The 17,660-nt window shown below is 42.8% G+C and carries 13 protein-coding genes; 9 read left to right on the forward strand and 4 right to left on the reverse strand.

Annotated features, from left to right (window positions below; genetic code table 11):
- Positions 1-31: 31 nt before the first annotated feature.
- Complete coding sequence (locus ACFQV5_RS00260; protein ID WP_379242413.1) at positions 32-808, reverse strand: SMI1/KNR4 family protein; 777 nt, start codon at positions 806-808, stop codon at positions 32-34.
- Positions 809-1,016: 208 nt separating this feature from the next.
- On the opposite strand from ACFQV5_RS00260, the gene ACFQV5_RS00265 reads away from it, so the two are divergent.
- From ACFQV5_RS00265 to ACFQV5_RS00275, 3 genes are all read left to right on the forward strand, one after another.
- A complete protein-coding gene (locus ACFQV5_RS00265) occupies positions 1,017-1,547 on the forward strand; it encodes a GNAT family N-acetyltransferase (RefSeq protein WP_379242415.1) in 531 nt (176 codons plus the stop codon).
- A 242-nt stretch (positions 1,548-1,789) separates the two neighbouring features.
- Positions 1,790-3,790 carry a heavy metal translocating P-type ATPase gene (locus tag ACFQV5_RS00270; protein ID WP_379242417.1) on the forward strand — a complete coding sequence of 667 codons (2,001 nt, stop codon included), beginning with the start codon at positions 1,790-1,792 and terminating at the stop codon, positions 3,788-3,790.
- Positions 3,791-4,049: 259 nt separating this feature from the next.
- Complete coding sequence (locus tag ACFQV5_RS00275) at positions 4,050-4,646, forward strand: hypothetical protein (RefSeq protein ID WP_379242419.1); 597 nt, start codon at positions 4,050-4,052, stop codon at positions 4,644-4,646.
- Between the two features lie 117 nt (positions 4,647-4,763).
- Here ACFQV5_RS00275 and ACFQV5_RS00280 read toward each other — a convergent pair whose 3' ends face one another.
- Entirely contained in the window at positions 4,764-6,533 is a 1,770-nt protein-coding gene (locus tag ACFQV5_RS00280; protein ID WP_379242421.1) for an oleate hydratase, read from the reverse strand.
- A gap of 197 nt (positions 6,534-6,730) precedes the next feature.
- Here ACFQV5_RS00280 and ACFQV5_RS00285 point away from each other — a divergent pair, with 197 nt between their 5' ends.
- The gene (locus ACFQV5_RS00285; RefSeq protein WP_379242423.1) at positions 6,731-7,279 is read left to right on the forward strand and encodes a TetR/AcrR family transcriptional regulator; all 549 of its coding nucleotides are present in this window, start codon (positions 6,731-6,733) and stop codon (positions 7,277-7,279) included.
- A 255-nt stretch (positions 7,280-7,534) separates the two neighbouring features.
- Positions 7,535-7,672: a DUF3953 domain-containing protein gene (locus ACFQV5_RS00290; protein WP_379242641.1), complete on the forward strand. Its 138-nt coding sequence runs from the start codon at positions 7,535-7,537 to the stop codon at positions 7,670-7,672.
- Between the two features lie 112 nt (positions 7,673-7,784).
- On the opposite strand, the gene ACFQV5_RS00295 is transcribed toward ACFQV5_RS00290, so the two are convergent.
- Complete coding sequence (locus ACFQV5_RS00295) at positions 7,785-8,852, reverse strand: M42 family metallopeptidase (RefSeq protein WP_379242643.1); 1,068 nt, start codon at positions 8,850-8,852, stop codon at positions 7,785-7,787.
- A 224-nt stretch (positions 8,853-9,076) separates the two neighbouring features.
- On the opposite strand from ACFQV5_RS00295, the gene ACFQV5_RS00300 reads away from it, so the two are divergent.
- The 4 genes from ACFQV5_RS00300 to ACFQV5_RS00315 all read left to right on the forward strand — a co-directional run bounded on the left by ACFQV5_RS00300 (position 9,077) and on the right by ACFQV5_RS00315 (position 14,197).
- Entirely contained in the window at positions 9,077-9,790 is a 714-nt protein-coding gene (locus ACFQV5_RS00300; RefSeq protein ID WP_379242425.1) for an ABC transporter ATP-binding protein, read from the forward strand.
- Positions 9,783-11,381: an ABC transporter permease gene (locus ACFQV5_RS00305; RefSeq protein ID WP_379242427.1), complete on the forward strand. Its 1,599-nt coding sequence runs from the start codon at positions 9,783-9,785 to the stop codon at positions 11,379-11,381. The genes ACFQV5_RS00300 and ACFQV5_RS00305 overlap by 8 nt, the downstream gene beginning before the upstream one ends.
- Positions 11,382-11,720: 339 nt before the next feature.
- Positions 11,721-13,835, forward strand: coding sequence for a TerD family protein (locus tag ACFQV5_RS00310; protein ID WP_379242429.1), 2,115 nt, complete (start codon positions 11,721-11,723; stop codon positions 13,833-13,835).
- Between the two features lie 50 nt (positions 13,836-13,885).
- Entirely contained in the window at positions 13,886-14,197 is a 312-nt protein-coding gene (locus ACFQV5_RS00315; protein WP_379242431.1) for an MGMT family protein, read from the forward strand.
- Between the two features lie 151 nt (positions 14,198-14,348).
- Here the strand turns inward: ACFQV5_RS00315 and ACFQV5_RS00320 are convergent, their stop codons facing one another.
- Entirely contained in the window at positions 14,349-17,630 is a 3,282-nt protein-coding gene (locus ACFQV5_RS00320) for a discoidin domain-containing protein (protein WP_379242434.1), read from the reverse strand.
- Between the last annotated feature and the right edge of the window lie 30 nt (positions 17,631-17,660).

Genomic DNA, 17,660 nt, shown 5'->3' on the forward strand with positions numbered 1-17,660 from the left:
TTATGTTCTTGGAAAATCCGATTTTTATTATTCATTCCGCAGACAGGAAGTCCTTCTGGCTTATCGGTTGCTTTTCGTAATCGGCGCCTATGCTCTTAAGCTTCGTCTCTACGGCAGTGGCGGCCGTCTCGATGCCTTTGAATACGCGCAAAGGCAGTTCACCCAGCAAGGATTTCGCCTGTGCAACATCGCAAGAAAATGTTTTTTTGACGAACAGCAGCGTTTTGATTTTATCGGCACCTTCCCCCGTAAGATGAATTTCAGCATATTTATACGCGGGCTGTTCATGGACGTCCCAATCTTCATACCCGCGGGGGATCAACGCGCTATGAAGAAATTCGATGAGGTTATCGCATGCGACGGAAAAATCCCATGAGCCCGTCCCATGCTCCGCCGTATAGACGGTCGTGTCTCCCCGGGCAAGGTCAATGCAGTACGGATCACCTTCGTCCGAAGCAATGACCAGGTAAGAAGCTGGCCAATCGGTAATGTCTTTATCGGTAACGGGGTTATAAGCATATCCCCACTGGCCCTTAACCAAATCCCTAGCTCCGTAGATCTCCAAAGAAATGTAATCGTCTGTGCTCCAGCCAACCCTCTCGGGGACAAAATGTTTCAGGAAATAGACGTATTCCTCAGGCAACTTCCACCTTCTGACTGCGGCCTTCATATCCTCCTTATCGGCTTCCGTAGCGATGTAGGAAGGGTACTGGGCATAAAATTCGGGATTTTCCACTCGTTCTTCCTCCAAAGCGACCTGCATTTGGGCAATGACGGCATCCAGTTCCCGCTCAAAATCCTTTTTCATATGCTCACTCCTAGAGGACCTTCGTTTTTTGCATATCATACCATGTCCGGGTGATCGTGAGAACAGGCCTTGCCGCTCTATATTAGGCCTCCTGCATCACGTTTACGACAGTCTTCAGTGTTACAACCGCTTAACAAGAAAAAGTGATAATATAGGGAAAGAATTACAAATGTTTGGTTTTGAATTCAGCCATACAAGGGGGAAGACGATGTACAGCTACGTAGTGTTTGAAAATGAAATGATTGATGAATTGGTTGATTTTTTAACATCAGAAACATGGAGTTATCATGGACAGGAGAATCCTACGGAGTCGTCTATTAGAGAAAATTTAGCCAACGGAATTTATACCGACAACGGAAACCAAACATTTTGGATTATAGATCATGATGCAAAAATTGGTTTAATTCGAATCTTTGATTTAGAAGATCCCATATGTTTATTCGATTTGCGATTGAAAGAAAAGGCTAGAGGCCAAGGAATAGCCAAACATGTCCTTCATTGGTTAAGTTCTTATGTATTCAATCATTATACTCACATTATTAGAATCGAAGGTCATACTAGATATGATAACTTTGCGATGAGAAAAACGTTTTTTAATAGTGGATTTGTAAAAGAATCTTACAATCGTAAAGCTTGGAAACAAAACGGCGAGTTATTTGATTCTGTTGGATATGCAATGATAAGAGAAGACTGGGAGAACAATACCAAAACTTTAACAGTAGATCATTTTTCGTACTAATAGATTTATAATAATCTGGTCTCATCTCCATTATGGATGATGGGGCTTTTTTTATTTCCGAATACCCTGCATCGTTTTTTATTAGTAGGAGTACTACTTCTTTTATTGATTAATGCATGTTTTCGAGTTTATTAGGCAACATGAGAAATGGTTATATAATGTATAGTTGTTTGAATTTCCTGATCAGCAGAAACAATGGTAGCACACGATACCCCATTAGAATTTGTTAGGAGGAGCACAAAATGCAGCAACAGACACATACTTCATCACAAGAAAATAGTGGCCATGATCATGATCATCAACACTCGCTGTTGGGTGCTCATACCGAATTGATTTTTTCTATTTTATCGGGTGTATTTCTTGCCATTGGCTTCATCATCAGCATAACTTTTCAAAACTCCAATTATGTATCCTTTGCCTTTTATTTAGGGGCTTATTTTTTTGGCGGTTTCTTTACAGCTAAAGAAGCTTGGGAATCTTTAAGCAAAAAACATTTTGAAATAGACTTTTTGATGCTTTTGGCCGCCATTGGGGCCGGATTTCTCGGAGAGTGGGCGGAAGGTGCTTTGCTGTTATTCCTTTTTAGTCTTGGACATGCCCTGGAGCACTATGCCATGAATAAAGCGCGTAAATCCATTGCTGCCCTCGCGGACATTGCACCCAAAACGGCGATTGTTCGAAGAGGAAATGAACAAGTTGAAGTGCCCATAGAGGAATTAAAGCTAGGGGAAATCATCATTGTTAAACCGAACAGTACTATTTCAGCAGATGGTATTGTAGTGAAGGGAAGCAGCAGTGTCAACCAAGCGCCGATAACAGGCGAGAGCGTCCCGGTAGACAAACAGCAGGTCTTGGATCCTGCTGCAGAATACAATGATTTCTCCAAAATTCCGCCAGAGTATAAAGTGTATTCGGGGACCATCAACGGTACCAGTGTTCTTGAAGTGAAAGTCATCAAAGAATCCAAGGACTCCACATTAGCCAGACTCATTAAACTCGTCAATGAATCGGAATCGCAGAAATCGCCTACCCAACAATTCACGGATAAATTCGAGAAGATCTTTGTACCCTGTGTGTTAGTTCTAGTGGTATTGCTGCTTTTTGCTTTTCTTGTACTCGACGAAACATTTTCAGACAGCTTCTATAGAGCTATGGCGGTTCTTGTTGCTGCAAGCCCTTGTGCTCTTGCCATCTCTACACCTAGTGCAGTGCTTAGCGGAATTGCCAGAGCAGCCAAAAGTGGTGTTCTCATTAAAGGCGGCGGGCCTCTTGAAGAACTCGGTGGGCTCACTGCCCTTGCTTTTGATAAGACGGGAACTCTTACAGAGGGCAAACCCAAACTGACCGAAGTTATTCCTTATGGAAATACGGATTCCAACGAGCTCCTCATGGCTGCCGCAGCAGTCGAAAAGTTAAGTGATCATCCACTTGCGGTCGCTGTAGTAAAAGGTGTGCAAGAACGCCTGGGTACGATGGAGATAGAGGAAGCAGGGCAATTAGAGTCTGTGACTGGCCGAGGCGTTAAAGCTGAATGGAAGGGAGAAGAAGTCGTTATCGGTAACAGGGGTATCTTTGAAGATACGTTGTCAGTAACACTTCCCACACCATTAGACGCTGATTTAAATAAACTGGAGCAAGAAGGTAACACAGCGATGATCATTAGAAAAGGGAATGAGTTTTTGGGTTTGATCGGACTGATGGATACGCCTAAACATGATGCAAAAGAGGCCATTTCCAAGTTGAAAACAATCGGAATGAAACAGATCATTATGATTACCGGCGATAATCAGCAAGTAGCCGATGCAGTGGCCAAAAAGATCGGATTGACGGATGCCTGGGGCAGTTTATTGCCAGAGGATAAAGTAGAAGCTATTCAAAAGCTGAAGCAGCGCGAACAAAAAGTGGCGATGGTAGGCGATGGCGTGAATGATGCACCCGCTATGGCAAAAAGTACGGTAGGGATTGCCATGGGTGCAGCTGGCTCGGATGTAGCATTGGAAACAGCAGACATTGCTTTAATGTCCGATCAGTTGCGTGGCCTTCCTTTTGCCATAGGACTTAGTCGCAAGAGCAAGGTCATTATTAAACAAAACTTATGGATCAGCCTTGGGGTAACAGCGCTCTTGATCCCTGCCACTATATTCGGTATTGCGGGTATTGGACCAGCAGTATTGATACATGAAGGCTCCACTTTAGTGGTTGTTTTTAATGCCCTGAGATTACTTGCTTATAAATCAGAGTAGTCGCTTTATAACCTATTGATTGAATTTACGATAAGCGGATGAGGCTGTCCCAAAAGATCATTAGATCTTAGGGCAGCTTCTTTTTAGAAATTCATATGAGTAAATGCTCGACATTACAAATCCATGGGGGAAGTCGAATATGTGGATCAAGTTCTTGCACCTGCAAACGTGGAAACGAAATAAAGAGGGATAATTAGCAATTTCCATTCCGATTTCCTCCATTATGGTGATAAAATAAGGTGTTCAATAATATTTTTGAGTGGCAGGTGGAAACCAAGTGGAAGATATATTATCACGAATTTATCAATTTTACCCTAAAGGAATTGCATACGACGATCCAGGATATCAAACAAGCAAGGAATACATCAAGCTGTGTAATACAAGAAATGAATACAAAGGAAGAAATAAAGAACTATTAGAGAAACTTAAGAATTCACTTCCTAACTTCTCGATCACTGATTGGACTAATTTAGAGGAAAATAACTGTATGCAATATGAAATTCTAACGGTGGAAAATCAGGATATTCTTGATGATGACATCGAGTTAATGGATGCTTTGGGAGGAACACGAATCGATGTGGATCTGTATATAAGTATTATTGGTCATTATTATTTCTACAAAATAACTAAAACTGAACTAAAAGATGACACTTGGGATTTCAGTTCTGACGTTGATTATAATGACAATTTGAAGATGATCACTAGAAAAATTGAATTGTTAATGGATTCAATCTCTCTTATGAAAGTAGACTCCGATCTCTGTATGACAATAATTCCTGATATTGAAACAGAACTACTGAACGTTGGTGAAGTGAACGTTTTTAATTGCCTGTTTACTGAGCTAGAAACAATCTGAAATCTATTCTCTAATCGCATGTATAGGAATGACATAAATTGAATGAGGTTCAAGCCCAGTGATTTAAATCATTCTCACTGTGCTAGAACCTCATATTATTACATTTATTTTTTTCGTTTAAATCAACTTATATTCTTTAAGCAGCTGCATGATTCTGGTGTGAGAAATTTTTTGTATACCCGTCATGGCTGCTAATTGGACTGCTGGAGGCAGCTCCAGATCGGTTAGTTTCTTGCCATCCATCATCTTCGCAGTGGAATCCAGCAACACACGGACATCATAAGCGGACCCAAATACTTCTGGCACACCGCGGTCAATGTCAAGAAGCGTGTATACAGCTTCCATGGCGGTACGAACTGAATACTCTGTGGTAAATACCGTGTCTCGCGGTGTTTCGGCAAAGTTACCGATAAAGGCAGCGTTGACACAACCATCAGGAACGACATTCGGACGATCTCCTGCAGCTCTTGGCATGAAGTAAGATGTAACGAAAGGCATCATGCAAGGGACACAGTTTGCGGAGTTTACGGCAAGATCGTGAATCTCTGCTTCAGGTACGCCCATGTGGTAGAGCCATTCTTCCGTGATCTCGATACCGGTACAGTCCTTCATCGGTTTCTTGATGTAGTCACCTGGTACGTCGCAGTACAAGCTGTATACCCAGACGACGAGCTGGTCTTTTGGTTGGTTTTTGAAGTGTGGCTGCCGGTTCAAAGTAAAGCTCATCAGCCACTTTGAATCTTTTACGGTTACGATACCGCCAGTAACGACTTTTCCGCTGAACGGATCGCGTTTGCAGATCTTTTCGATATAAGGCGGAATCCGATTATCTAGCGTTGTAATTGTGGCAGACTCCCAGTTGCTTTCCGCAATGTTGCCACAGAATTTGTCTGGACGACCGAAGGCAGGATCTTGCTCGGCGATTCTCTTCCAAAGCTCCCAGCTTCCCCCGAGGGAGGTATTCATAACAGCGGGTGTGTTGTTGTCGCCTAATGTAGAACTTTCGGTATTGCTGCCATTGGTGATGAATACCAGATCATTTTCGGTTAGGTCGATGTGTTGTTCTTGGCCGTGCTGTACATAGACCAGTTTTTTAGCAACTTTTTTGTTCTCCGTAATATCAAACTCCACATTCGTTACGGTCGTAGCATATTGGAAAGTGACACCATGATCTTTCAAATATTTCATTAGCGGCAGTGCAAGAGACTCATACTGATTGTATTTAGTAAATTTCAACGCTGAGAAATCAGGCAATCCCCCGATATGATGAATGAATCTGGCGATATATCTGCGCATTTCCATAGCGCTATGCCAAGGCTCAAAAGCAAACATCGTCTGCCAGTACAGCCAGAAATTTGAGTTAAAGAAATCTTCCGAGAAGACATCTGTAATTTTCAGATCTTCAAGCGCTTCTTCTGGAGTAAAGAACAACTTGATAATTTCCATTGAAGCAGTTTGAGAAAGTGTGAATTTACCATCCGTATGGGCATCTTCGCCACGATTAAGGATAGCACGCTGCAATGAGTAGTTCGGATCTTCCTTGTTGAGCCAGTAAAATTCATCTAATACCGATGCACCCTCTGTTTCAAGGGAAGGAATAGAGCGGAATAGATCCCACAGGCATTCAAAATGGTTCTCCATTTCACGTCCACCGCGGATAATGAAACCCCGGCCGTCATCGTAGATGCCGTCAAGTCCACCTCCGGAAATATCGAGTTCCTCAAGTATATGAATGTTATCCCCTTTCATCTGACCATCACGTATAAGAAAAGCGGCTGCGGACAGTGATGCTAAACCAGAGCCGATCAGATAGGCGGATTTTTGATCAACACCGAGTGGTTTTTTGGGACGAGCAAATGCTTCATAGTTACCATTGCTGTAATACATCCTAACAACCTCCTATAAATTCATTACAACTTCTTTTAATATTCCTGACACCACCACTTTATATGAGTATGAATGGAATAAAAATAGACATTAAAAGCCCTGTGTCTAAAATTTCAACATCAAGGCACATATGTCTAAATTAACGATTGGTTATGGTAAAATAATAAGAAATATTGCAGCGTAAGGAGAGGCTTCTTATGAATCTATACACCAAGCAAGCATTGGCTGATGCGTTGAAGGATATGCTGAGCACCAAGACTTTAGATAAAATAACAGTCAAAGACTTGGTGGAAGCCTGCAATTTGAATCGCCAGACTTTCTATTATCATTTCCAGGACATTTATGACCTGCTTGGATGGATATATAAAACAGAGGCATTAGGCGCAATTCAGAATAACAAATCCTATGATACATGGCATCAAGGGCTATTGATCATATTAGAATATGTGGAAAGCAATAAGGCGATTTGTATGAACACTTGTCGTTCTCTTGGAAAAGAGCATTTGGAGAGGTTTTTAAATCAGGTTTTGTTTGAACTTCTAAGCAATGTCATCAATGAAGTTTCGGATTCCCGTACGATTTCAGAAGAGGATAAGACGTTCATCGTTCAATTTTACAGTTATGCCTTTGCAGGAACATTGTTAGATTGGATTGAAGATGGGATGAAAACGCCTTGTGAGGAGATCGTGAACCGCATCGTTCGATTGATGGATGGCCGTTTTTTGGATGCAGTAGAGCGTTTCTAGAATTTGTATACCTGATGATGAGGATGTATCCTAAAGTAGTAATAGGCTGTTTAGTAACTTTTCTAGTCAAAAGTTATTCAGCAGTCTTTTTTATATTGTTATAAAGTTAACTTCACGCGCATGTTATAATATGGAAAAAATTGAAAAGGGGAGAAATAACTCTTGTCAATGTTTTTAAGGATTCTATTCTCAATTATCACAATTGCACTAGGCCTTTATGGACTCATCTCAAGTAATTTTGATTATCAACCTTTAATGATTTTATCGTTAGGGTTAACAACTTTATTGATAGCATTAGAAAAATTTCAGAAAAAAAGAAAGCTACAAGGCTGGTTTAGTCTGGGCTTATTTTTATTTTTACTATTCGTATTTACCCAGAGTTTTATAGTTTAAGACTCTAGGAAAGTAGAATGCGGAGAAACAAAAAGGTAGCTGATCGTATTGATCGGCTACCTTTTTATTAGTTACATTTTACGAAAGGACTAAAACGGCGTGTAATTCTTCTTTACACTTGCCCGAAAGTAATTTCCTTCACTTTATCTTTATCTAATTGTTTGATTACTTCGGTGATCAACTTCACGGCATTTTCGAAATCATCACGGTGTAGAATCGCAGCATGCGTATGAATGTATCGCGTTGCAATCGAAATCGCAAGCGACGGTACACCGCCAGCTGTCACATGAATGGCGCCCGCATCGGTGCCGCCTCCAGCAACATAGTCGAATTGATAAGGAATGCCGAGCTCATCCGCAGTGTCGGTAATAAAGTTGCGTAGACGGCGATGGGAGATCATCGATCCGTCATAAATGAGAATTTGCGGTCCTTTACCCATTTTAGCCATGGCGTCTTTTTCGCTTATACCTGGCGTATCGCCGGCGATGCCTACGTCAACCGAGAAACCGATATCCGGCTGAATTACATTGGTAGCCGTTTTCGCTCCGCGTAAGCCGACTTCCTCTTGAACAGTACCAACACCATAAACGGTATTCGGATGCTCAGCATCTTTCAATTGCTTCAGTACATCGATCGCAATGGCGCAGCCAATGCGGTTGTCCCATGCTTTGGCCATCAGCATTTTTTCATTTTTCATTACGGTAAATTCGCATACCGGTACGATGGAGTCGCCAGGACGAACACCGAACTCTGTAGCTTGTTCTTTGCTTTCTGCGCCGATATCGATAAACATCTCTTTTTTGTCAACTGGCTTATTACGTGTTTCAGGCGATAAAATATGCGGTGGTTTTGATCCAATCACGCCAGGAATATTCCCGGTACGCGTCATTATGGTCACCCGCTGCGCTAGCATCACTTGCTCCCACCAGCCGCCGAGCGGTTGAAAGTAGATGAAGCCTTTATCGTCAATTCGAGTCACCATGAAGCCGATTTCATCCAAGTGTCCGGCAACCATAATTTTAGGGCCATCGGGGTCTGTACCTGTTTTTTTGGCGATCAAGCTTCCGAGATGATCTGTCGTAATTTCATCGGCATAAGGAGCTATGTACTCACGCATAACGTCGCGTACTTCATCTTCGTGGCCTGGAACGCCGTTGGCGTCGGTTAGAGCTTTTAACATTTTCAAAGTAGAGTCCAAGGATGTTCCTCCTCAATAATTAGTGATTATCCATTTATTATATATGACTATACGGATCAAGTCATTAACTGGAATGCGCTACTTTATACTCAGCTTATGGGTTCGAATCCAAAATAATTGAATGGTGTGTTTTTACAGGTTTCCTCATTGAACGTTCTGATTAGGCTGAACGTATTATAGGTAATTTTCAAGAAAAGGGTGAGGGAATGCTTACGATCAAGCATTTTACGAAGAGTTACAAGGGTGGCAAAAAAGCAGTAGACGATTTGAATCTAGTGGTTGAGCGAGGTGACATCTACGGCTTTATCGGCCATAACGGCGCAGGGAAGACAACGACGATTCGGTCCGTCGTGGGCGTTCTAGATTTTGAAGAAGGTGAGATTGAAATTGACGGCATCTCGATCCGTAAAGATCCCGTTGCCTGCAAAGCGGTGACTGCATATATCCCTGATAACCCGGATATTTATGAACACTTAACAGGTATACAATACTTGAATTTTATTGCTGATCTTTATAACGTAACCAAAGCGGATCGTGAGGCACGAATTCAAAAGTACAGCGATGAATTTCAGATTACACCTCATTTAGGTGATATGATTTCATCCTATTCGCATGGTATGAAGCAAAAGCTAGCGATCATATCGGCTCTTATTCATCAGCCGAAGCTGCTTGTTCTTGATGAGCCTTTTGTCGGCCTCGATCCTAAAGCGGCGCACACATTAAAAGGAATCATGGCAGAGCTGTGTAGAAACGGCAGTGCGATCTTCTTCTCCACTCACGTGCTAGATGTAGCAGAGAAGCTGTGTAATAAGATTGCGATTATCAAGGCTGGGAAATTAATTACTCATGGGAAGACAGAAGATGTTAAAGGTGATCATAGTCTAGAAGATGTATTCCTGGAGCTGATTAACAATGATTAATATATGGGAATTAACCAGAATACAGTTACTATCTTCCTTTGGCATAAATAAGGCACTGCATACCCATGATGTGAAGGAAAGACGAAAATGGATTCTGCTGTGCATTGCTATGCTACTGAGTATGGTTGTTATCGCAGGAGTTTCATTTATCTACAGTTATGGAATGTCTTTGACCTTCGAACAAATAGGGCGAATGGATCTACTGCTTGCTATAATGATGGCAGCTACCTCGGTTGTAGCTTTTTTCACTACAATCTATAAGGCGGGCGATGTATTATTTGGCTTTAAAGATTATGACTTAGTCATGTCACTGCCTATAAGAACGAGTGATGTTGTAGCGAGCCGCGTACTTCAGCTCTATGTGCTCAATTTGTTTTTCAGTTTAATCGTGATGGTGCCGGCAGGCATCGTGTATGCCATTAAAGTAAATCCGAGTGCACTCTATTATGTGTGTTTTCTGATAACGCTTGTATTTATTCCGTTAGTTCCTATCATTGCTGCAACCATTATTGGTGCACTCATTAGCTGGTTCTCCTCACGATTTAAGGGAAGCCGATTCGTCAGCCTCGTGTTAACTTTTGCGGTGATTATTGCATTTATGCTCGGTTCGTTCAGCATGAAAGGAAATGAGCAGCTTCTTAGGGACATGAGTACACAACTAGCCGATATGATATTTAAGCTGTATCCTCTTACAGCGATGTATGTTGATGCGGTCTGCTCCTATCAGATGGATTCGCTCTTGCTATTTATAGCGATTTCGGTGCTTGTCTTTATGATGTTTACCTATATTCTTGGGACCCGATTTAAAGCCATTCATACTGGCTTAACGACCTCTCATGCTAGAAGTAAGTATCAAATGAAGGAGCTGAGAATCTCATCTCCGTTTCGTGCCCTGTATAAGAAGGAGCTTCGCCGATATATGAGTTCTTCTTTATATGTGCTGAATACAAGCATAGGCATGGTCTTGTTACTAGTGATGTCCATCTCTTTATTGTTCGTTGGCCCGGAGACATTAGAACAATTTCTTGATATCCCGCAATTATCAGATTATTTGAGCAGGTTGGCACCGCTTTTTGTTTCCTTGTTTATTGTCATGAGCTGTACAACCTCATGCTCCATTTCTCTGGAGGGGAATCACTTATGGATCTTAAAAAGCTCACCTGTATCGAAATCCACCATTCTGTTCAGTAAAGTAGCCGTCAATCTTACAATGAACTTACCGATTATGTTTATAAGCTGCGTGATGCTCATCATCTCCTTAGGTACGGGATGGATGGAGAGCTTGCTGTTGCTTGTGATTCCAGGCATTTATGCCTTCTATTCAGCTTTGATTGGTGTGCTTGTTAACTTGAAGTTGCCTAATTTCACATGGACAAATGAAGTTACAGCCATCAAACAGAGTGCAGCCGTTATGGTATCGATGCTAGTTAGCTTTATCAGTCTATTTATTCCAATTGGATTATCTATGCTTCTATCTGACATGAATGCAAATCTGATATTGCTTGTCATTGCACTACTAATGACCTTGGTAAGTTTCGTGTTGTATAAATATATTCAGAGACATGCAGAGCGGCTATTTCAGGTTCTGTAAGAACAAATAGAGAGGTTATTCCTGTAGCTAGAAGCAGGGATAACCTCTCATTTTCATTCCTGATCAGGCATAAGTAGCTCCTTTTTCATAGTCGTAATACTTTCGCCCTGTTGGATCACTTTGGAGTATGGGATGATCAGTACATCAAAGTTCGGTTACACAGACGTGAGTTTTGACCTTCAGGCTATTGCGGTTCTTCCTTCTAACTCAATTTAGTGATTTAGGGTCGCAGCTTTCCTGAAGGACTTCTATATCAGAGAGGAGGCGTCCAGGCTATCATATTCCTTCCTTCTATTTAATTGGTGAAAAATAGGGATATGGCTTTCCTGGACTCTTTTTATGATAATTAATACGATCTACTTAAGAAGAACGGCTAAACTAATTGTTAATGAACATCCTGAGCCAGATCGGCTCCCGAAGTCATATCTGGCAACAGCGATGAACAATATCGAAACGCTAGGGTTTACGTTGTCTTATAAATTATTGAATGTCATGCGTGCCTTGTCCAAGGAGCAGTTCGAAGTGTTATATGTCCAGCTTATTGCAGATTTAAGGGTGATGGTAGGAGCGCATGTAAAGTATGAGCCGATGTATCCTGACTTTCCGGTACAGGTGATGGAGGCGGATGATGCGGAACTTTATCTCAATGCGATGTATCATTATTGGACTGGGGACTTGCTGGCCTATGAATCTAAAGACAGACCGCGACTGCAAGATAAGGTTAATCTGAAGTTGATTGATCTTGGAAGTATAGAGGAGTTTCACAGCATGATTCGCCAGCTTATACAGGCCAAGGTATCGATCTCACAGACCGATCAAGCTGATATCGATGCAGTTATTGAATATATAGACCCGGATGATCTGGATTATATTCTCCCGTCAGAAATACCGCTTAAAGAGAATGTGGGCTTTGTGGTAGCTTCATTAGTGAAGCATGAAAAGGCAAACCTGGATCGAATCGGACGATACTTTAAGACAGCTACGGATGTTCTTCGTCTGGCTGTTGCTTGGTCAGGTGGCGATGTCAGCTTAGCAGAGGTTACGCGCTTCCGTAAATTTAAACGATCTGAGAGACGTCTGCTGCTTGGATTGCTAGAGCAGTGTCATTCCATTACGGAAGATATGCTGAGATATAAGAATCGCTGGATTCGATTAGGAGAAATTCTACATCCTTCCGAATATAAGCATCGCTTTAAACGCTGCGAGGAAGCTTTTGATATATTGCGTAATAATAAACCCTTTACAACTTATAACGGACGTCTAGAGCTCGCGCTTCAGTATGACTACTTGGTCTGGGATGTCATTGATCTGTTGATGCAGCGTCCAGGCGAATTCGCAAGAAGACTGGATCAGGTATTAAGGTCAACGGAACATACGGAATACGTTGTGATGGCATTCGGCGAAGTGGCAGAGCAAGTATCGACACCCGTGTTACTGCAAGTAAAGAATCATTTTGCCAACCGATTAAAGGCTGGAAAGCCAGAAAGCTCGCGTGTCTTTTTTCCAAAGGGGAATGTGGCCAAAGCCTTTGTTGTTCCTAACACCCTTGAAGATATTCATGAAAAAGTATGTCATGATATCATGCAAGTATGTGAGCAGGTGCTTATCAAGCGGTTCTCAGCGCTGCCACCTCTGGGAAAGGTTTATGTCGATGAGCGATTGAAGGACTATCATGTGCCGTTCTCCCAAAGATCGGCAAGTAAAGCACTACATACGATTGTACGAGGAAGCCGTGTTCCGCTGGCAGAGGGGGATACAATTCGCTTCTTCAACTGGTGGAGAGAGGGGAATGTGAACGGTGAACCAACAGGTCGTGTCGATATTGACCTGTCTGCCGTCATGTATGATCAAGATTGGAATTATGTGGAGCATATTTCATATACGAATCTGCGATCGTCCCATTACCGAGCCGTTCACAGTGGAGATATCGTAGCTGCACCGCAAGGAGCATGCGAATTTATTGATCTGCACATTCCATCCATCGTTGGGTATGGGGGGCGCTACATTGTGGCGAGTCTGCATTCCTTTACGGATCAGCCGTATTGTAACCTGCCGGAGTGCTTCGTGGGATGGATGATGCGGAAGAAGCCTGGCTCTGGTGAAATATTCGAGCCTTCTACGGTGAGCAATAAAATCGATGTTGCTGCGGATTCGAAGATTGCGATTCCTGTTATTCTGGACCTGGTAGAGCGTACCGTCATCTGGACAGACTTATCTCTGACAAGACTTCCTTACTACTACAATAATGTAGAGGGTAACCAGAAAGGGATAGTTCTGATGGGTAAAGCTATGACGACTTTACGGAAGCCGGACTTGTACGACTTGTTCATGCTTCATGCCAAGGCAAGAGGCGAGCACGTTGATACAGCGGATCAGGCCGATGTAATATTCTCTGTAGAGAATGGGGTTACTCCATACGATATTGAGCTTATTATGGGTGAATACATGGTTTGAGTGGTGGGCTTATAAACAGATAGATTGACTTATCAAGAGGATGTGAGCTAATGAATCCATTTACGGCAAGAGTGATCGATATTATAAAAAAAATCCCGCCTGGCTATGTTATGACATATGGTCAAATCGCTCAACTGGCTGGTAGCGCAAGAGGAGCGAGGCAGGTCGTAAGAATTCTGCATTCCATGAGTAGAGCATATGAACTACCGTGGCATCGGGTAGTTAATGCTAAAGGGGAAATTGCAATTAAGGATGATGAGTCTCACTTCAAGCAGATTGTCTATTTAAGTGAAGAAGGAATTATACCCGGTGAGAATGGCTTGATTGACCTTGAAAAGTATAGATACTTACCGAATCATTAGATTCTATTGGTCCATGTTTGTCCAGGCACCAAAAAAAGATAGAAAGGGCTAGCTCTTCCTATCTTTTTTCGATATATGTTGGGAAATGGAACTTTGCGAGTAAAAGACCCAGATCAGCTGGATAGCGGCTAATTGACCCCTTTTACAGTCCTTAATCCACTCGCACGATACTCCATTGTTGATTATTTGCTCCACTAGGCGTGTATTGAATGATGTTCGCATCATCCAGCATAGAATTGGCGTTAACATCCATGACTTTGGCGCTATGCTGGCTGGTGATTGTGTAATAACCCTGCACATCTGAAGAAAGTATCCATTGTTGATTAGCCGTTCCTGAATCGGCGTACACAATTATATTCGCGCCGTTCGCTGTCGAGTTACCGTTCACATCCGCCACTTTACCGTTCAGCTTATTGACGAACTTGTAAGTACCGTTTGGATTCTGAACGATATTCCAATGCAGACTGTCATTGTTAATGTAAGTGAACTGCTTAACCTGAGAACCGTTGCCCGTGGCGCCATTCTGCACGCCGATCGCTTTGCCGCTGGATTTTGAAATGATTTTGTATGTGCCGTTCGGGTCGAACAATGTCTCGCTGCCTGTGATCGAGAGTTCTGCTATCGCAAGCGCGGTACCTTCCAGGACAGATAGGGACTCCAGCTTTACATACCTAGCTTTAGTAATGACGGGTAGATTAATATTGTTGTAGTTGTTTCCTCTGGCATTCGGGTTCGACACCGTGCCATTGTTAATTACCTTCGTCCAGTTCGTTCCATCCTGACTGACGTAGAAGTTGAAGGTGTTCATCATACCTTCATTCCATTGATCGAACGGTCTTGCCACATAGGAAAAACCTTTGATATAGAACTCTTTCTTCATATCAATGGTAATGGTCTTGTTGCCGCTTTGCTTAAGCGATTCAAAGAAGGTACCAGTATTCTTGTCAAAAGCATTCGTCAGCGGAAATGCCGATTGTGCAGAAGGTGAAGCGGTGAATGTCCAGTCTGCAGCAAAGATAGAAGCCGTTTTTCCGCGAAGTCGGTATTTATCACTCTTCGGAGAAGCGACAGCTTTGCCATCATATGCAATAATTTCATATTCATAAACCTGATTAGTCTCTGCTGTAGTATCTACATAGGTCGAGCCGTAGGTAATCCCGAGCAATTCACCATCGCGGAAAATTTCATAGGCAAGCACTGTATTCTGGGGCTCATTTATTCCAAAAGTCAGCTGTACACCTACGTCAAAGCGGTCAACCGATGTAATTTGCGGTTTATCTCCGTTGACGAATGTCCCGAGTGTACGGGACTGGTCGGTTATTAGCCATGTTTTATCTTGAAGTACAGGTAGTCCGTTTACCAGATCACGAACTTTAGGAAGATCCATGGACTTGCCATAGTGCGCATAATGAGGGGTAACATCAACGCCTATGACATTACTCATCGCAACCGCCATTGTCTGCCATTTGTCTAATCCAGCAAATGTACCCTTTAACGATTCTTCACGTAAGTATCGGTTCACTAGCGGATATAAAGTATTTAAACCGTATTTCATCTCTAGCTGATAATGCATTGCCGTTTGTTCAAATACACTGAGTTCTACAGCTTCGCCCTCATTGAATCTCCTAATGGTATCCCAGCGGTTTTCCTGAACTAATCTTGAAGGTATGTCGAACTCGCGCTCCATCCGCAAGGAGTACATATTATTCGTAATCTCAGCGATTTCAATAGCATGGTTGTCATAAATATGCCCCCATTCATGCGCTTCTCCCCAGCCTCCTCCGGGACCGGCCACCTGAATCAACTCTTTGGCAAATCCGCCCGTACGCGGACCATTATTCAAGTCGTCATAGGCTTGATATCCTGTAATTCCGCCGCCAGCCCAAGCATGAGCACCCTTAGTGAACAATCTTGACATCATCATACTATTCGGCGTTTGGTGAACAGGATTAGTGTCATTGGCTTCATATCCTGAATATTCGTTCATGACTCGATAGAATCTCTCCCAAGTCTCTGCGGTATCCGCTATGGTCTGTCCTTTAGCGGCAAACTGTTCGTTCAGTCCCTCCAAGGCGGCTCTCGCACTTGTTGTCGTGATGGTATTATCGGTTACCAGCTCCATAATATTGTAGAACTTAGGCGGTTGTCCCGAATTGACAATAGCGTCATAATCGAAATACAGGTCGTTGTTTTCCACGTTATTCACGTATGCTGTGAGCTCCGACATGAAATCGTTTATATTCGTTTTCCCATGAACATACATCGGGAACTTTGTACCGCCTACAAGACGAATCTGCGGCACATAAGGCTGCTGATTCGGATATGCTTGGTTTTGCAAATAGATTGCTGCCGGTCTAATCTTACTTCCATCCGTGTCATCTACGGCTAAAGGGGGAGCCTTGATGATATTGATACCGGGCACTAGATCGTAAACTTTAATCCAACTTGCCCAGTTGCCTCCGTTAGTCAATGCCTGCCCCAACACAAGCTGCGGGAGGATGCCGCCATAGTCAGCATTTACATAGATGCGAATCGTCTCGCCAGGGGTGACGTAGTAGCCAGTAGGGACCACGGTATGTCTCGAATCCATCTGACCACGACTGGCCTCTTGATTAATATTGCCCCGCTGTATAGCGGTGTAAATCTTATTATCAAACGCCGTTGGTTGATTAACGAGAGTGAGCGCGTCATTTAGAATCGGCACACAGTTGCTCTCATTAGGGTGACCGACTGCCATGTTTATTAAATTTTGAATAGAGGATGTATTGTTGTAGGCTGGAGTTAATTTCGAGTAGGTTTTATCCGTGAAGACCTGCTTAAATGCATCTAAGAAAGCATCCGGCTGGTAGAAGGAGATCTCTGCAATGCTGGCCCAATCCTCTTTCGCTTGGATGAACTCCATGCGGACTCTGCGGGCATCAGTTTGGGGGAATTCAAATTCGATGGATGTGCCGATGGCTGACATGTAGGTGTCTTCTTTGAACAAGGTGAAGTTCTCGCCTGTGTCGGTCAAACTAGAATACAGTTTATAATGGAAAGGGAATCCCTTCCAATCGGCACCTTGTCGAACGAGGTATTCGATTCTTGATAAGGTGTGCACCTGATCGAAGGTTACGGTAACCGTGTTGGTAAAGGTGGAGGAATTCGGTGTACCTGTCTCCCAATGCGTGGACGGATCTCCATCAATCGCTTTATTAATTGTGCTCGATCCATAATTACCGCCATTGTTCACAATGTTAGTAATCGGGACTCCGCCAGTACTTAATGCACTTGCTGACAATGCATAACCTTCGATTATGTTATCAGCAGCTTCACTGATCGATGAGGTGTCGGTTTCTGAGGCGCTAACAGTTGAAGTACTTAAAAGCCAACATAGCGCTATAAAGGCCATAAACCATCCCCATATTATTTTGCTGTTTTCTTTTTGAACCAAATTACTTTCCCCCTTGGAGTATGACATAGT

This window comes from Paenibacillus sp. GCM10028914 (assembly GCF_042666275.1).
Lineage (GTDB): Bacteria > Bacillota > Bacilli > Paenibacillales > Paenibacillaceae > Paenibacillus_AQ.